Source organism: Pedobacter planticolens, from assembly GCF_014172375.1.
GTDB lineage: Bacteria > Bacteroidota > Bacteroidia > Sphingobacteriales > Sphingobacteriaceae > Pedobacter > Pedobacter planticolens.
This window is the reverse complement of sequence record NZ_WNXD01000002.1, coordinates 718,025-735,329: the sequence shown is the minus strand read 5'-3', so window position 1 is coordinate 735,329 and position 17,305 is coordinate 718,025. Positions and strand designations below refer to the sequence as shown.

Annotated in this window: 17 protein-coding genes; 11 read left to right on the top strand and 6 right to left on the bottom strand. The window is 34.2% G+C overall.

Features of this window, described 5'->3' with window-relative positions:
* Window positions 1-168: 168 nt before the first annotated feature.
* Together GM921_RS11895 and GM921_RS11890 are read left to right on the top strand one after the other, a co-directional pair.
* Entirely contained in the window at window positions 169-351 is a 183-nt protein-coding gene (locus GM921_RS11895) for a hypothetical protein (RefSeq protein ID WP_182922858.1), read from the top strand.
* Between the two features lie 33 nt (window positions 352-384).
* Window positions 385-957 carry a DUF2911 domain-containing protein gene (locus tag GM921_RS11890; RefSeq protein ID WP_182922857.1) on the top strand — a complete coding sequence of 191 codons (573 nt, stop codon included), beginning with the start codon at window positions 385-387 and terminating at the stop codon, window positions 955-957.
* A 31-nt stretch (window positions 958-988) separates the two neighbouring features.
* On the opposite strand, the gene GM921_RS11885 is transcribed toward GM921_RS11890, so the two are convergent.
* Together GM921_RS11885 and GM921_RS11880 are read right to left on the bottom strand one after the other, a co-directional pair.
* Window positions 989-1,480 (bottom strand): hypothetical protein, encoded by a 492-nt coding sequence (locus tag GM921_RS11885; protein ID WP_182922856.1) that lies wholly within the window; start codon window positions 1,478-1,480, stop codon window positions 989-991.
* Window positions 1,477-2,061, bottom strand: coding sequence for an RNA polymerase sigma factor (locus GM921_RS11880; RefSeq protein ID WP_182922855.1), 585 nt, complete (start codon window positions 2,059-2,061; stop codon window positions 1,477-1,479). The genes GM921_RS11885 and GM921_RS11880 overlap by 4 nt, the downstream gene beginning before the upstream one ends.
* 374 nt (window positions 2,062-2,435) lie before the next feature.
* Between GM921_RS11880 and GM921_RS11875 the strand changes: the two genes are divergently transcribed.
* Entirely contained in the window at window positions 2,436-2,795 is a 360-nt protein-coding gene (locus tag GM921_RS11875) for a DUF6249 domain-containing protein (RefSeq protein WP_182922854.1), read from the top strand.
* Between the two features lie 106 nt (window positions 2,796-2,901).
* Here GM921_RS11875 and GM921_RS11870 read toward each other — a convergent pair whose 3' ends face one another.
* From GM921_RS11870 to GM921_RS11860, 3 genes are read right to left on the bottom strand one after another with little or no spacing between them, the layout of a single operon-like run.
* A complete protein-coding gene (locus GM921_RS11870; RefSeq protein ID WP_182922853.1) occupies window positions 2,902-3,327 on the bottom strand; it encodes a hotdog fold thioesterase in 426 nt (141 codons plus the stop codon).
* A complete protein-coding gene (locus GM921_RS11865) occupies window positions 3,324-3,827 on the bottom strand; it encodes a DinB family protein (protein ID WP_182922852.1) in 504 nt (167 codons plus the stop codon). The genes GM921_RS11870 and GM921_RS11865 overlap by 4 nt, the downstream gene beginning before the upstream one ends.
* Window positions 3,787-5,022, bottom strand: a complete 1,236-nt coding sequence (locus GM921_RS11860; protein WP_182922851.1) for a sensor histidine kinase — start codon at window positions 5,020-5,022, stop codon at window positions 3,787-3,789. Before GM921_RS11860 ends, GM921_RS11865 begins: the two co-directional genes overlap by 41 nt.
* 132 nt (window positions 5,023-5,154) lie before the next feature.
* Here GM921_RS11860 and gltX point away from each other — a divergent pair, with 132 nt between their 5' ends.
* The 8 genes from gltX to GM921_RS11820 all read left to right on the top strand — a co-directional run bounded on the left by gltX (window position 5,155) and on the right by GM921_RS11820 (window position 14,589).
* Window positions 5,155-6,663, top strand: coding sequence for a glutamate--tRNA ligase (gltX, locus tag GM921_RS11855; protein WP_182922850.1), 1,509 nt, complete (start codon window positions 5,155-5,157; stop codon window positions 6,661-6,663).
* Window positions 6,664-6,724: 61 nt separating this feature from the next.
* Window positions 6,725-7,567 (top strand): KPN_02809 family neutral zinc metallopeptidase, encoded by an 843-nt coding sequence (ypfJ, locus tag GM921_RS11850; RefSeq protein ID WP_182922849.1) that lies wholly within the window; start codon window positions 6,725-6,727, stop codon window positions 7,565-7,567.
* A gap of 136 nt (window positions 7,568-7,703) precedes the next feature.
* The gene (locus tag GM921_RS11845) at window positions 7,704-8,825 is read left to right on the top strand and encodes an ATP-binding response regulator (RefSeq protein ID WP_182922848.1); all 1,122 of its coding nucleotides are present in this window, start codon (window positions 7,704-7,706) and stop codon (window positions 8,823-8,825) included.
* Between the two features lie 18 nt (window positions 8,826-8,843).
* Window positions 8,844-12,434, top strand: a complete 3,591-nt coding sequence (locus GM921_RS11840) for a response regulator (protein WP_182922847.1) — start codon at window positions 8,844-8,846, stop codon at window positions 12,432-12,434.
* Between the two features lie 19 nt (window positions 12,435-12,453).
* Window positions 12,454-12,828 (top strand): response regulator, encoded by a 375-nt coding sequence (locus GM921_RS11835; RefSeq protein ID WP_182922846.1) that lies wholly within the window; start codon window positions 12,454-12,456, stop codon window positions 12,826-12,828.
* Complete coding sequence (locus tag GM921_RS11830; protein WP_182922845.1) at window positions 12,828-13,664, top strand: CheR family methyltransferase; 837 nt, start codon at window positions 12,828-12,830, stop codon at window positions 13,662-13,664. The genes GM921_RS11835 and GM921_RS11830 overlap by 1 nt, the downstream gene beginning before the upstream one ends.
* Window positions 13,651-14,214 carry a chemotaxis protein CheB gene (locus tag GM921_RS11825; RefSeq protein ID WP_182922844.1) on the top strand — a complete coding sequence of 188 codons (564 nt, stop codon included), beginning with the start codon at window positions 13,651-13,653 and terminating at the stop codon, window positions 14,212-14,214. The genes GM921_RS11830 and GM921_RS11825 overlap by 14 nt, the downstream gene beginning before the upstream one ends.
* A 12-nt stretch (window positions 14,215-14,226) precedes the next feature.
* Window positions 14,227-14,589, top strand: a complete 363-nt coding sequence (locus GM921_RS11820; protein WP_182922843.1) for a response regulator — start codon at window positions 14,227-14,229, stop codon at window positions 14,587-14,589.
* A gap of 95 nt (window positions 14,590-14,684) precedes the next feature.
* Here GM921_RS11820 and GM921_RS11815 read toward each other — a convergent pair whose 3' ends face one another.
* Entirely contained in the window at window positions 14,685-17,114 is a 2,430-nt protein-coding gene (locus GM921_RS11815; RefSeq protein ID WP_182922842.1) for a TonB-dependent receptor domain-containing protein, read from the bottom strand.
* Window positions 17,115-17,305: the final 191 nt, after the last annotated feature.

Here is a 17,305-nt window from a genome sequence, read left to right as displayed (position 1 = left end):
TTAAGATTTATGCAAGCTTTTTAAAGACTTTTGTTAAGTAGGCAATAAAAAATCTGTTAATCTGTGGCAGAAATGTAAACCCAAGGCAGCGCCTCGAGGAATTCTATTGATTAAATGCATAAAGTTTTTTAAAATAAATATTTACCTTTGGCACAAATTATAACAAAAATGAGTACAGAAGAAAACAAAAATAGTTTTGAGTGGGTTTGGTACGTATTAGGTCTTTTAACTGGTATGGGTGCCATTTTATCGGTAAGCACTAACGTTGGTTTAGTTCTTTTAGGTGGAATTTTAGGTCTAATCTTCGCTGGAGTATTTTTAAATAAAATTGTAAAAGGTCGCGAATACTAGACTTTTTATATCCCTTTTTAATCTTTATTTACTATGAAGAAATTAAGCATATGCCTTGTTTTGGCATTATTTAGTCTTGCAGTAAACGCACAAAATGCACCGACTGTTATTAAATTCCCAGGTTTGGATGCTAGTCCATTGGACGTTCTTTATTATCCGCTTAATGCCTCAAAAGTTAAAAAGGAAGATAAGTCAATGCCTATTATCAAGGTTTTGTATTCTCGCCCGCAAAGAAAAGGAAGAGAAATTTTTGGTGTTTTAGAACAATTTGATAAAGTGTGGCGTTTAGGCGCAAATGAAAGCACCGAGATTTACTTTGATAGAAAAGTAACCATTGGTGATAAAAAAATTAAAGCGGGTACCTATAGTTTATATGCTATTCCGAGTAAAGATAAATGGACAATTATTGTAAATAAGCAAACTTGTAGATGGGGCCTTAATTACGATGAAACCAAAGATTTGGTTAGAGTTGAAGTTCCAATAACTAAACTAGAAAAACCTATTGAAGCTTTCTCTATGACATTTACAGAATTAGCTGATGGTGCAAATTTAGTAATGGCTTGGGATTTTACTCAAGTAGCTTTGCCAATACATTTCAAAAAATAGTTTAGCTAGCACAATACACATGAAGGGAGATTTAGTCTCCCTTTTTTTGTGCTGAAATTTTTCTTTTCCTTAAAAAGCTATCTAAGTATAATAAACCTAAGGCTACATCAACCAATAAGAATAGTTGAATAGTGGTAGGATTAATATATTTTCCTACATTAAAATTCATTGCTGGCATTTTGAAATCGAAAGTTAGATTGCTTGTTGCTAATGCGTAAATAAATATGCTTAGCATAGATAAGGCAAAGAATCCGCCAATGCTATAAATAATGCGATTATCTATTTTCGTTTTTAATGCAACAGGCTTCAATTCTAAATTCACCTTGTCCATTACATTGCGTGTAAAAGACATAGAAGGTTCTTCAAAATCTATCTTGTTAAGCTCGTTATGAACGACTAATAACTCTTGATAAATGCTATGATATTGAATATTGACAGCTATTTTAGTTTCAATTTCAATTTTTTCTTCGGCAGTACAATTACCGTCGATGTAGTTCCAAAGTTGTTCTTCTATCGTGTTCATATCAATTCCTTAACTTCATCTTTTAACAAATACTGTAATTTATCTTTTAATCGTTGTCTTGCTCTGTGCAGTTTTACCTTAACCGTATTTGGTTCCATACTTAAAGCCTCACCAATTTCTTCTAAACTTTGCTCGCCCTTATAAAACAGTGTGATGATTGCTGCATCATCTGGCAAAAGTAGATCAATTGCTTGGTTTAAATACGCATAGCTTGATTTCTTTTCCGCCGAATTACTGGCATCAAAATCAGTACCATTGTTTGCGATTTGTAAAACGTTTTCATCATCATTTATAGACTGAGTATCCAATCTTTTCTTGCGTAAAAAAGTCATCGCGGTAGTATACGTTATTGTATATAGCCAAGTAGAAAATTTAGAGGTTTGTTTAAATGTTCCCAATGCTCTATAGGCCTTAACAAAAACATCTTGTGCAACTTCTTCAGCATCTTCCCTGTTTTTTGCGAAACGTAAAGCTAGCGTAAACACAAAGCGCTGATGACTTTTAACTAATACCGCATATTGAGCGGTATTGCCATTTAGCACTGCTGTGATTAATTCTAAATCTGTTTCTTTTGGCTGCATAAGATATAACTAAGACGCAGAGTTTTAAAACTAGGTTACACTAATGTAGAAGTATTTAGTTGTTAGTATATAGTATTTAGATTAAAATAGGTTTTCCTCTACGTTCGTCATTCCCAACTCGGTTGGGAATCCTAATGCAATAGGAGGCTTTTTTACGCATTACGATTCCCGTGTTCACGGGAAAGACGAGCAAGATGGCAGGTAATTCGATTAACCAATTCTATAGTTAACCCATCATGGTCTTTCATCTTTATTCTTTTATCTTTTTTCCTCTAGGGTGTAACCTAAACTTTTTTGCTGTTGTCATAGTATTCAGAACACGTTTAGAAACAAGAATTCAAAATCAATAATTAACAATTTAAAAAAATAAAATCATGAATGAAGTATTTATACCAATAACGTTTTTCATCTGCACATTTGCAATGATATTCGGAATCAGATATTTTAACAACAAAGAAAAAATGGCAATGATTGAACGCGGAATAGATCCGGGCGTTCGCAAATCTACCCCACAACCATTTTTAAGTTTAAAATTCGGTTTATTATTAGTGGGTTTAGGCGTTGGCCTATTAGTGGCACTATTTACTGTAAGAGGAGTATTCGGTGGCGATATGACTAACGGAGAAAATGGTCAAGCAGTTGCAATTTACTTTGGTTGCCTAGGTATCTTTGGCGGATTTGGCTTAATCACCTCTTACATCATTGAGAAAAACTGGTTAGATAAACATAGTTAGTCCGAAAGTTGGGAAAGTCCGAGAGTCAGAAAGTCTGGAAGTTTATAATAACTCCCAGACTTTCTGATTCTATATCTTCGGACTTTCTGTCTTTCCGACTCTCCAACTAAAGCGGTTTCGGCAAAATAGCAACGGTTAAACGACTTACACAATTCATTTTCCCTTTATCGTTATACATTTTAATTTCCCAAATTTGGGTTTTTCCACCTATGTGTAAAGGTTTACAAATACCTTTCACTAGTCCAGAACTTACAGGGCGAATATGATTGGCATTTACTTCTAAACCAACGGCGATATGCTTTTCTGGATCAATACACATGTACGATGCAATACTTCCTAAAGTTTCAGCTAAAACTACAGATGCACCACCATGCAAAATGCCTGCAGGCTGGTGAGTTCTTTCGTCAACTGGCATTGTTGCACACACATAATCTTCGCCAACTTCTGTAAACTCAATCCCTAACAATGCACCAATATGATTTTTTGGTCTATCATTCAGCATTGCTGGCGTAAATTCCCTAAACCAAATCATAAATAACGTTCTTTAATCACATTTGTATGATGAAGAATATGACCAGCAAGTACATAGACTAAAGATCTTACACTCATATCTTTTCCATTTGCATTACCAATAATGCTCAATTCATCTTCATTTAAAGAATTGATTAGAAACAAATTCGCTTTTCTTAACAATGTGAATTCTTCAGAAAAACTAAATAAACTACGATCTTTAAAATGCGCAGCAGCTACGTAATCATCTTCTTCGAAACCCGGTAACTTCGCTTTTTCTCCTCTGGCAAAACTTAATAATCTAAAAACTAAAATGCGTTCGGTATCTACAATATGTCCAGCTAATTCTTTAATTGTCCATTTGCCGGGAGCATAAGCATAATCAGCCTTTTCGACTAAACTATTTATGAAATCTGCAAATTCTGTAGCTTGTTTAGTTAGTATCTCAATCACATCACCTTCAACAAGGCGAATGTACGTGTTACCCCATTCTGGGTACTCCTGTGTTTGTGGTCGGTTCATATGTAATACTGCTTTTTAATATAATTCTAAAGGTTGTGCCTTTGCCTAATTCAGAGTCTTTTACAAATATTTGCCCTTTGTGGTAATTCTCTACCATCCTTTTAGTTAATGATAAACCTAAACCCCAACCCCGTTTTCGCGTAGTATAACCCGGCTGAAAAACAGTATCGAATTTAGAGCGAGGAATACCTCTCCCTGTATCGCTAACATCTATGAATACTTCTTCTTTGGCTAAGTTTTCAATAATATTGATGGTAATCGTTCCTTCATTTTCTATCGCATTAGCTGCATTTTTCAATAGATTTTCAATCACCCAATCAAATAATGGAACACTCAATAAAGCTCTTACCTGATTATCTCCAGTAATAATAAAATTGATTTTATCGGAGGTCCTAATCTTAAAATAATCTACAAAATTTTGAATAACGATATACACAATGTGATCTTCGAGTATAGGTTTAGAACCAATTTTAGAAAAGCGATCGGTTATAATTTCTAATCGATGAATATCGTTTTCCATCTCTGCAACTAACGGATCATCCTCTGCATCAAATCTGGATTTTATGAGTTCTACCCAAGCCATAAGTGATGAGATTGGCGTACCTAATTGATGTGCTGTTTCTTTAGCCATACCAACCCAAACTTGATCTTGCTCAGCTTTTCGGGCCTGACTAAAAGCTACGTAAGCGGCTAAAACAAATAAGGCTACTACGCCAAGTTGTATGTATGGAAAATACCGTAGTTGGGTTAAAATGAAAGAATCTTTGTAATAGGCAATTAAGGGTTCGCCTTCGCTACCAACCATTCTGGCAGGTAAATGTTGCTTCTTCATTTTGGCCAATTGCCTTACATAATATAAAGAATCGTATTGTTGCTTTTGGTTTTTATCAACGTTAAAAAATGTTTTGGTGCTATCTAAACCATCGTAAAGATAAATTGAGTCATTTTTTTTAGTGATGATAATGCCCATTTTATTGTTTTTCTTAATCAGATCGAAAACACCCGTTAAGTGCTCGTCATCGTACATTTTCATTTGTGCTTCGAGAACTTTAACACGAAGTTGAAATTGAGCGGCTTCTTCTCGTTCCATCTTTTTTACAAAAAAACCAGAATAAAAAACAGAAGCACCACCAATAACGATAGCAAAAACAAGTAAAAATATCTTCCAGCGGCGCTTTTTCTGATATGGGTTCATAACGGTGCTGGCAAATTACAAAATAAGAAGGAAAGGGCAAAGAGTTTGAAAGTTCGAGAGGTGAACACCGAATGACAAATGAACGAATGAACCAATGAACGAATTACCTATCTTTGCACCCAGTATTAGATTATGGAACAAAAAGTTAGAGTTAGATTTGCACCAAGCCCAACTGGGGGCTTACACTTAGGCGGCGTTCGTACCGCATTATTCAACTATTTATTTGCTAAAAAACACAATGGAACATTCGTTTTACGTGTAGAAGATACAGATCAAACTCGTTTTGTAGCTGGCGCAGAAGAGTACATTGTAGACTGTTTAAATTGGTGTGGAATTACGCCAGATGAAAGTCCGCAAAAACCAGGAGCTTTTGGCCCTTATCGCCAAAGTGAACGTAAAGCGAGCTATAAACAATACGCAGAACAGTTAATTGCTAACGGATACGCTTATTATGCTTTCGATACGACTGAAGAATTAACTGCTAAAAGAAATGATCAGCCTAACTTTTTGTACGGACAAAAAAGCCGTATGGAGATGCGTAATTCGTTAACATTATCGCAGGGTGAAGTAGACAAATTATTAGCAGAAAATACGTCTTACGTAGTGCGAATTAAAATTCCAGAAAACGAAACTGTTTCTTTTGTGGATATGATTAGAGGACTGGTAAGTTTCGATACGAATTTAGTTGATGATAAAGTTTTGCTAAAAGCTGATGGTATGCCAACGTATCATTTAGCAGTTGTTGCAGATGATAAAGCAATGGAAATTAGTCATGCTTTTAGAGGTGAAGAATGGTTGCCATCTGCACCAATTCATATTTTATTATGGAAATATTTGGGATGGGAAGATGAAATGCCACAATGGGCACATTTACCGTTAATTTTAAAACCAGATGGTAACGGAAAACTAAGCAAACGTGATGGCGATAGATTAGGTTTCCCAGTTTATGCGATGAATTGGACAGATCCAAAAACAGGCGATATAACTAAAGGTTTTAAAGAATTAGGCTTTATGCCCGAAGCTTTTGTTAATCTTTTAGCCATGTTAGGTTGGAATGATGGAACTGATAAAGAAATATTCTCATTAGCAGAGCTGATTGATTTATTCTCGATAGAACGCATTAGCAAAGCTGGTGCAAAATTCGATTTCGAGAAAGCAAAATGGTACAATCACGAATGGATAAAACAGTCGTCAGCCCTCAGTCTTCAGTCTTTAGTCCAAGGCGCCTTAGCTGAAAAAGGAATCCAAGTAAAAGATGAGAATTTACTATTAAAAGTAATTGATTTAGTTAAAGATCGCTGTAATTTATTGGGCGATTTTGTGGATCAAAGTACTTACTTCTTTTCTTCGCCAGTTGAATATGATTTAGCAGCAGTTAAGCCAAAATGGAGTCCTGAAAAAGCGGCATTTTTCCAAGGATTTGGCCAAAACTTAACAGATGGTGCTACTGCTTTGCAATGGGAAGAACAATTTAAAGCATTAGCTGAAACAAAAGGATTTAAACCTGGGGAATTGATGTTGCCATTCAGAATTATGCTGGTAGGTGGCAAATTTGGACCTGGCGTTTTTGATATTGCTACCTTATTGGGTAAAACCGAAACACAAAGCAGAATAGAAAAAAGCATTGTTGCTTTCAACTAAGGATTATTTTTTAAATTGGTATAAGAATTGTCTCCAACTTTAAAATATAAATCGAAAAATTATGCAGTGGTTCGGAAAAGGTAGTGAAAATGTAGAGGATAGTAGGGGCAGTAGTGGCGGCGGAGGTCGCGTTGCTTTAGGCGGTGGTGTTGGAATTGTAATCGTTATTGTTGGACTATTATTTGGTAAGGATTTAACAGGATTAGTTAGCCAAATGCCTGCGGTTGAACAAGGAGAAGTTAAGAGAGGTACACCAACTGACCCCCAAGGTAAATTTGTAGCGGGGATTTTAGAATCAACAGATTCGGTTTGGATTGCTCAGTTTAAAGAATTGGGCGGAGAATACGAAAGACCAACATTAAGATTATTTACTGAAGGCGTTCAGTCTGCTTGTGGTAATGCAAGTTCGTCTGTAGGGCCGTTTTATTGCCCAGGCGATCATAAAGTTTACATCGATTTATCTTTTTATACAGAGTTACAAAACCGTTTTGGAGCCGCTGGCGATTTTGCACAAGCATACGTAATCGCTCATGAAGTTGGTCACCATGTACAAAATTTATTAGGAGTATCTGCTAAAATGGAAGAAGCTCGTGGCAGATTGAGTGAAGTGGAATACAATAAATTATCAGTTAAATTAGAGCTACAAGCCGATTTTTATGCTGGTCTTTGGGCGCATCATGCTCAAAACCTTAAAGATTTTAGATTGGAGGCTGGAGATATTGATGAAGCTTTAAACGCAGCCAATGCCATAGGCGATGATAAACTCCAAAAACAAATGCAAGGTGAAGTAGTTCCAGATGCTTTTACTCACGGTACTTCTGCTCAACGAATGTATTGGTTTAAAAAAGGTTTCGAAACCGGAGACATTAACCAAGGAGATACTTTCAACGCCACAAGGCTTTAAGAAAGCTCATTATTCTTAAATCTCTTTAAGCTCTCTCAAACAATTCTGTAAAAATTTTGTTTTCATTGCTTATAGTGGTTTTACGCATTAAAAAATCGTCTATAATTGCATAAGCCAAGTTTTAATTATTTTTTGAATGATTCTTATTGTAGATGATACGCCAGAAAACCTAATTTCTTTAAAAAAGGTTCTCGAAAAACATGATTTTGAAGTAGATACAGCTTCGTCTGGAGAAGAGGCACTAAAAAAAGTTTTAAAAAACTCTTATGTATTAATTATTCTTGATGTTCAAATGCCAGGTATGGATGGCTTTGAAGTCGCGGAAGCTATTTCTGGCTACAGTAAGGCTAAGGAAACTGCAATCATATTCTTGTCTGCAGCAAATACTGAATTTAAGTTTATAGCAAAAGGATACTCGTCTGGTGGTTTAGATTACATTACTAAACCAGTTGATATGAATATTTTGCTCCTCAAAGTAAAAACATTCTACCGCATTTATGAGCAAAATAGAAAGCTAAATGAAATGCAGAAATCTTTGCTCGAAGAAATCGAATTTCGTAAAGAAGCAGAGCGAAAAAAGGATGAGTTTATTAGCATTGCTAGCCACGAATTAAAAACGCCGTTAACTAGTGTAAAAGGTTACGTGCAATTGTTGGAAAGAAGTGTAAACAAAGGTGATACTGAAACCGTAAAAAAACATCTCGATAAAGCTCAAATACAATTAGAAAAACTGAATGCGCTAATTGCAGATTTGTTAGATATTTCTAAAATTGAAAGTGGTAAACTTAAATTCAATAAACAAAACTTCTCTATTGATTGCCTTTTAGATAATGTAATTGAAGTAATGAATCAATCCAATCCCGAATTTAAAATACATAAAAAAGGGATGGCGAATAGTGAGATTTATGGGGATGAAATGCGTATTGAACAAGTGGTTGTTAATTTTTTAACAAATGCAATAAAATATTCGCCCGGAACTAGTGAAATCCAATTAACCGTAAATGTAGAAAACGATGAACTGTATGTAGCAGTAAAGGATAGCGGAATAGGAATGCTGCCAGAGCAATTAGATCATGTATTCGACAAATTTTACCGTGTAGAGGAAACTTCACAACGTTTTCAAGGGTTAGGGATTGGCTTATATATTTCTTCTGAAATTATTAAAAGACATGGTGGACGTGTGGGCGTTAATAGTGTATATAAAGAAGGCTCAGAATTCTATTTCTTTATGCCTATAAATTTAAAAACTGAAGATTGATTAAAAATTACTCCTTAAATGAAACTATCTCTAAAAAGTAACCTTCGCTTGGGTTTGGGTTTATCATTGTTAGTCTTGATTATAAGCTCATTAGCGTCATATGTAAGCATTAGAAATTTAATTAAAACCTCAGATTTGGTTGCGCACAGTAACGAAGTAATGAATGGTTTGGATAATATTATCTCCACCTTAAAAGATGCAGAAACAGGGCAAAGAGGATATTTATTAACGGGAAACAAAACTTTTTTAGATCCCTATATTGGTGCTCAGGAAAAAGTTAACACATTCTATAATAAAGTAAATGCAGAAACAAAAGACAATCTTTTTCAGCAAAGAAAACTATATGAAATAAAAGAAATTTTAGATGCTAGATTAGGAATTATTGAAAAAACCATTGCTATTAAAGCGAACAATGGAACAGTGCCTTTAGCAAACTTATTAGATGGCAAAGCTTATATGGATAGGCTTAGGCAAATTATCAAGGATATGCAAACCGAGGAGAAAAGGCTACTTAACGTTCGTACAGCCGATATGAATACCCTTTCTGGGTATACGCCTTTGTTAATAATTTTGGCCTCAGTTTTCTCTTTACTAATTACCATTTTCTTTTACAGAAAGGTAGCTTCTGATTTTGATACACGTACAAAACTGCAACAACAACTACAAGCTTTAAATGAAGAAACAGATAAAAGAATACAAGTAATTCAGGGTATTGCCAGACAAATATCTAGTGGTGATTATAAGGTTAGATTGGATGATGCTACGAAAGATGGCTTAGGTAGTTTGGCTGTGTCATTAAATGCAATGGCAGAGTCGTTACAATATTCTTTTAGTTTATTAGAAGATAAAGAATGGTTGCAATCTGGTATTGCTAAACTTAACGATCAAATGGTTGGCGAAAAGGATATTAAAACCTTAGCTAATGATATGTTGAGTCATATTGTTGAACATACAAAAAGCCATGTAGCTGCACTTTATATTTTAGAAGAGGATAAAAATTTATACTTAACTGGTGGATATGCATTATCAGCAAACGAAAAAAGTAATAAAATAGCAATAGGAGAAGGTTTAGTTGGTCAATGTTTAAAATCTGAGAAGCTTATTTTATTGGATAAAATACCAGAAGACGAAACTACCATCAGCTATGCTACGGGACAAACAAAACCAAAAAATGTAGTTGCATTTCCATTGCATAGAGATGGAATTATGGTTGGTGTGATTGAGTTAGCGACGTTAAACATATACCCAAAAAGAAAAATAGATTTTTTAAATGCTATTTCTGGTACTATTGGTGTTGCAATTCATGTAGCACAGAACAGAAAAAAACTGCAAGAATTTTTAGAAGAAACACAAGCTCAAGCAGAAGAATTACAAGCACAACATAGCGAATTAGAAGGGTTGAATGCTGAACTTGAAGCACAAACACAAAAAATTCAAGCTTCTGAAGAAGAACTTCGTGTACAGCAAGAAGAGTTGTTACAAAGTAATCAAGAGTTGGAAGAAAGAACGAGTTTGCTCGAAGAAAAAAACCAACTTATTCAGGAACGAAATATTGATATTCAGCAAAAAGCAGAACAATTAGAGCAAAGTACTCGCTATAAATCGGAGTTTTTGGCTAATATGTCGCATGAGTTAAGAACACCTTTAAATTCAATTTTATTGCTGTCTAGATTAATGGCAGATAATGAAGAATTGGATAAAGAATACACCGAATACGCATCAGTAATTCAAAGTTCTGGTCAGGGCTTGCTAAATCTAATTGATGAAATTTTAGATCTTTCTAAAATTGAAGCAGGCAAAATGAGTCTAGAAATAGAAGAGGTTACAATAGAGGAAGTGACAACGGATATGAACTCTTTATTTAGCCCGATTGCTAAAGATAAACACTTAGAATTGGAGGTTGTGGTTGACAAAAATGTGCCAACACAAATGAGTACAGATAAAATGAGGTTAGAACAAATCTTAAAAAACCTGTTGTCAAATGCGTTTAAATTTACGCCAGCAGGAAAAGTAAGCCTCTTGTTATCGACGGATTTAAACCATAAAACCTTAATTTTTAAAGTTAAGGATTCTGGCATCGGCATTGCCAAAAACAAAATAAATATGATTTTTGAGGCTTTCCAACAAGCAGACGGTTCTACACGACGTAAGTTTGGAGGAACAGGTTTAGGCTTATCAATAAGCAGAGAGTTGGCGAAATTATTGGGCGGAGATATCAAATTGAAAAGTGAAGAAAATGTAGGTAGCGAGTTTACGTTAACAATCCCCATAAATTTTACCGAGAAAGAAGCATTTTTAGAAGAACAATTATCCAATAAGGAAACTTATCATAGCAATTATGCTGAGCTTGTTCCGCCACCAGCAGAACGATTTACGGTTGAACATATTCCAGGCGATGTAGAAGATGATCGAGCCAGTATCCAATCAGATGATAAAGTAATTTTAATTATTGAAGACGATACTGCTTTTGCTAAAACACTATTAGATTTTACACGAAAAAGAAATTATAAAGGTATCGTTGCAGTTCGTGGAGATGTGGGTATAGAATTAGCTAATCAATACAATCCTTTAGCTATTTTATTAGATATTCAGCTTCCCATAAAAGATGGTTGGCAGGTGATGGAAGAGTTAAAAGCAAATCCGACTACACGACCAATTCCAGTTCATATCATGTCCTCACTTTCGGTGAAAAAAGAAAGTTTACTAAAAGGAGCAGTAGATTTTATTGATAAACCCGTGGCATTGGAGCACATGAAACAAATTTTCGAAAAGCTTGAAGATGCGTTAAGTAGGTTTCCAAAAAAGGTATTAATTGTTGAAGAAAATGAGCAACATGCAAAGGCATTGAGTTATTTTTTAGGCACATCTAATATTCACAATCTAGTTGCTGGTAATGTAAAAGAAAGCATTGAAGCACTTCAAAAAAAGGAGATAGATTGTGTAATTCTAGATATGGGAGTACCTGATAAAGGGGCATATGAAACGTTGGAAACGATTAAGAAAAGTGAAGGCTTAGAAAATCTCCCAATTATTATTTTTACTGGCAAAAATTTATCCAAAGGAGAAGAAAGTCGTATTAAGCAATATGCCGATTCTATTGTGGTAAAAACTGCTCACTCTTACCAACGTATTTTAGATGAAGCAGGTTTGTTTTTACATCTGGTAGAAGAAAAAGGCAAGCAAAGTAAAACTGGTGTTAGAAATAATTTAGGTGGTTTAAACGATGTGCTAAAAGATAAAGTAGTATTAATTGCTGATGATGATGTGCGTAATATTTTCTCTTTAACCAAAGCTTTAGAACAACATAAAATGAAAGTTTTGCCCGCTACGGATGGTAAGGAGGCATTAAAAGTTTTAGGAGAAAATCCTAAAGTTGATGTGGTTTTAATGGACATGATGATGCCAGAATTAGATGGTTATCAAACCACAAAAGAGATAAGAACAATGCAAGCTTACAAACAATTGCCCATTTTAGCTGTTACTGCAAAAGCAATGATGGGAGATAGAGAAAAATGCATTGCTGCGGGAGCATCAGATTATATCTCTAAACCTGTTGATATAGATCAGTTAGTTTCTTTATTAAGGGTTTGGTTGTATGATAAAGTTTAAAATACTGTTTTAAAAATTTATGGAAGTTAAAGCAAAGAAGGTGTTAATAATAGACGACGATAGCAGGAATATATTTGCATTAAAAGCAGTTTTGAAAGCTAAAAAATTCAATTGTTTATCTGCAAGTAGTGCACAACATGGGTTTGATATTCTTGCAGATGATAAAGAAGTAGCCGTTGTTTTAATGGATATGATGATGCCAGATATGGATGGTTATCAGGCGATTTCGGAAATGAAAAACCACCCAGAAATGAAAGCTGTGCCAGTAATTGCGGTTACTGCACAAGCAATGGTTGGCGATAGAGAGCGTTGTATAAATGCTGGTGCAGTAGGTTATATTTCTAAACCTGTTAATGTAGATGAATTGGTTCTTCAATTAAAAAATTATATCTAGTGCCATATTCAGCTGCCATAAATGACGAGCAAGTAGAAGTTTTAATTACTGATGTTTTAGAACAATACGGCTATGATTTTACGGGTTATTCAAGGGCATCTTTAAAAAGAAGATTACTTAGACTATTTGGTTTAGATAAGCAGGTTAGTTTTGCAGAATTCAGATATAAAATTGGTAACGATAGCACTTATTTTAAACGTTTTGTAGAGCAAATTACGGTAAACGTTACCGAAATGTTTCGTGATCCTGCGTTTTATAAAGCATTAAGAGAAAAGGTTTTGCCAAAATTAGGAACTTATCCTTTTATTAGAATATGGTTGGCGGGTTGTTCTACTGGAGAAGAAGTTTATTCTATGGCAATTGTGTTAAAAGAATTGAATTTGCTCCATAAATCACTAATTTATGCTACAGATATTAATCCTACAGTATTAGAAAAAGCAGCCCAAGGAATGTTCCCACTCAGCCAAATGAAACAATATTCTGAGAATTATATCGCATCTGGCGGAACAAAAGACTTTTCATCGTACTACAGTGCAAATTATTCTTTAGCTAAATTTGATAATGAGTTAAAAACTAAAATGATTTTCTCTACCCATAACTTGGTTTCAGATCATTCATTTAATGAATTTCAATTGATATTATGCCGTAATGTTTTGATTTATTTTGATAGAGATTTGCAATTTAAAGTGCTGCAACTTTTTGACAACAGCTTAGAGAATTTAGGTTATTTAGCGCTCGGGACAAAAGAAACAACCGACTTTTCGCCTATTAGCAAACGTTACAAAAGATTAGAGACAGAAAAAATTTGGAGAAAATTAAGCGATGAAAACCTGTAAGGCATTAATTATTGGCGGCTCTGCTGGAAGTTTGGATGTGCTTTTTAAAGTGCTGCCAGCTCTCCGTATCGATATTCCGTTCCCAATTATTATTGTCTTACATCGTAAACAAGGTACAGACTCATTATTGTCAGGTCTTTTATCTTCTAAAACAGCATTGATAGTTAAAGAAATTGAGGAAAAAGAAAACATATTGTCTGGAACTATTTATGTTGTACCTTCAGATTATCATTTATTGATTGAAAAGGATTTAACTTTTTCATTAGATTATTCAGAAAAAGTAAACTACTCACGCCCCTCAATTGATGTAACTTTTCAGTCGGCAGCAGAAATTTATAGTGATGATCTAGTTTGTTTATTGCTTTCTGGTTCTAATGCGGATGGTGTAAACGGGTTGATTACAGTGAAGAATTATGGTGGAGAAACAGCGGTACAAGATCCGGTTACGGCGCAAGTAGAATACATGCCAGCACAAGCAATTTTAAGGGCTAATGTAGATCGAGTTTTAAAAATAGAAGAGATTGCAGATTATATAAATTTATTAGGTTAAAACGCTCAAAAGATGAATAAAAAGGTTTTTATTTTTGATGATAATGCAGATATTTTAGAATTATGTTCTTTAATTTTAGAAGATGCTGGTTATGAAATTAAAACTTCAGCTACCTCAAATCATATCGTAGATCAGGTATCAGCATATATGCCAGATTTAATTTTTATGGATAATTGGCTGCCAGATGTTGGTGGTATTGAAGCTACGCAAGAACTAAAAAGGCATCCAGATTTGAAACATATTCCAGTAATTTATTTTTCGGCCAATAATGATGTAAGTGCATTAGCAGAAAAAGCTGGTGCTGATAGTTATTTATCTAAACCTTTTGATATTCAAACACTAGAAGAAATTGTACATAATTATATTGGAAAATAGTTACTCGTCATTCCCGTGAAAACGGGAATCGTAATGCGCAAAAAATCTGAAATGCTTTAGGATTCCCAATCAAGTTGGGAATGACGAGTATAACCTTAATTCTTCATTCTGCCTTGCTCATCTTCTGTTCCAGTTGAACGTCTACGAGCTGGTTTAATTTCATTTTTACCAAAACGATAAGTGAAACTAATTCTTCCAATTTGGCTTTCGTTTTTCTGATATAAATCATATTTCAAGCCTGGATAAGCACTTGTTAATTCTGTATCCATCGTATTAAAAACATCACTTAATGCTAATTTTAAACTGGCTTTTTTATTGAATAGAGATTTACTTAATCCCATATCAACAAAATAACGAGATTGAATGCTCAACGTACCATAATCCAATGGCGATTCGTAATTTCCGCTTAATTCTCCAGTTAAACCACTTACAATAATAAACGTATGTTGCGTTTTAAATTGGAAAGATGTTTTTCCTGTTTTTAAAACTTTTCCTGCCAAGTTTGGCGCTTCAAAACTCAAATTAAATACGTTTAAGTTGTTATTGGTTTCCCACCATTTAGCAATTTTTACAGGGATATTTAAGTTAAAACCATAGCTGATGTTTTTAGCAATATTGGCATTAGTTTGGTACAATGCTTTTTGAGCTGGATCTGGTAAAATTACCTCTGTTATCACATCATTTACTCGGCTATAATTTATCGACAGCAAGTATTTTTGCATAAAAGTGTAAGAAACCTCAAAATTGTGTGTGTATTGTGGGTTCAAAAACGGATTACCTTTACTGTATGTGTATTGATCTAAATAATAAACGAATGGATTTAACGCATCATAACTTGGTCTGTCAATTCTGCGGCTGTAAGAAAATCCGATTTGATTATTTTTTGAAAGTGTTTGTTGTATAAAAGCTGTCGGAAAGAAATCCCAATAACTTCTTTTAACAACCGTATTATTTGTAATTAAATTACCAGTAGAATTCGTTTGCTCTACTCTTAAACCTAATTGTACACTTGTATTTTTAAACTGTTTATTGAAATTAGTGTAGGCAGCATTTACATTTTCGTCGTACACAAATTGATTACTACGACGAACATCATTTTGCCAAACATTATTTTTGTATTCTTCGGCTCTTAAATCATTATCTGTTTTTACCCAGCTACTTTTTACACCCGCTTCTAACTTTATACTTTTGCTTAATGCAACGGTATAATCTATCTTAAAAGCCTTGATATCTATTTTGGTAGGCGTAGCATTTCTAATGTAATTGGTTGGACGAATTGGCGTTCCGTTAGCATAGAAAAAACTATTGTTATAGGTTGCGTTATCATTACCATTATATCTCGAATAATCTAAATCGGCAGAAATTTCTTGTCCAGCAGTATCTAATATCGACTTGTAATTAAGGTTATAGGCAAGGTTGTTATACTTATTGCGTATGATATTATCAGATACCAACGATGAGTCTCTTTGCTGAAAAGAAGGGCCAATTAAAGTATTGCTATTGTTTGTTTCGGTACCGTTATTTAAATAACCATTCACCAATAAACCGATGGTGTTTTTTTTATCTATAAAATAATCAATACCCGCTTTAAAATTGTTATTATATCTCTTCCTAAAGCTATTTCCATCTTGCATAAAATAAGTATCTGGACTTCCATTACTAATGCGATCTATGCTAATAAAATTATCGCGACCATTTAGTCCATAATTGTAATTACCAAAAATGTTTACATGATTGGTTCTATTGTTCAGGTTGATACCAGCATTACCTCTAAAGTTTTTACCATAACCAGCAGTTGCATTTACACTACCGTTTGTACCACCATTTTTATTCTTTTTAGTTTTAATGTTGATGATACCAGAATTTCCAGAAGCATCATATTTTGAAGAAGGATTGGTAATTAGTTCAATCGTTTCCAGCTCAGAACTTTGCATATTTCTTAAAAGATTAGCAACATCAGCACTGCTCATATAGGTTTGTTTGCCATCTAATAAAATCAACACACCTTGTTTTCCTTGCATAGAAATGTTATCGTTTTGATCAACCGTTACGCCTGGTGCTTTTTGTAAAACTTCTAACGCAGATGAGCCAATGGCGATACTACTATTTTCTACATTCATCACCAATTTATCGGTTTTACGCTCAATAAGTGGTTTAATAACGGTTATGCTTACTGTATTTAGTGTTTTGCTATTCGTTTTTAAACGAATTTCTTCTAAGCTTAAAACTAAATTGGCATCTGTTAATTGAAAAGTTTTTCCTTTGTAAATACCGTAGCCCATCATATTAGCTTTCACGAAATAAGATCCAGTATTGATGTTTGCAAATTCAAATTTTCCATCAGCAGTTGTTAAAGCAGTTTTAACCAAAGATGAATCGGATGTTTTAAAAAGGCCAATAGTTACATAATCAATCGGCTTGCTTTGTTCGTCTAAAACAACGCCGTTTATGGTTCCTTGCTTTGTATTCGGAAGGGCGATGTTTCCTGTTAATAGTGCAAATAATAAAAAGTAAATAGTTCTCATTTTGTGTTTGTTTGGTTTAAAAAATAGGGCATAAAAATTTCACAGCGCTCACACGCAAATTTTTTCATTTCCAAAAATTTTAAGTTTAGTTTAAAAGACCGGAAGCCTTTTCTGTTAGTTTGTATCTTATAGACGAGAGGAACACAAAAAAGGTTACAAGAAATTTATTCTTTTTTTAAAGCAATTACTTG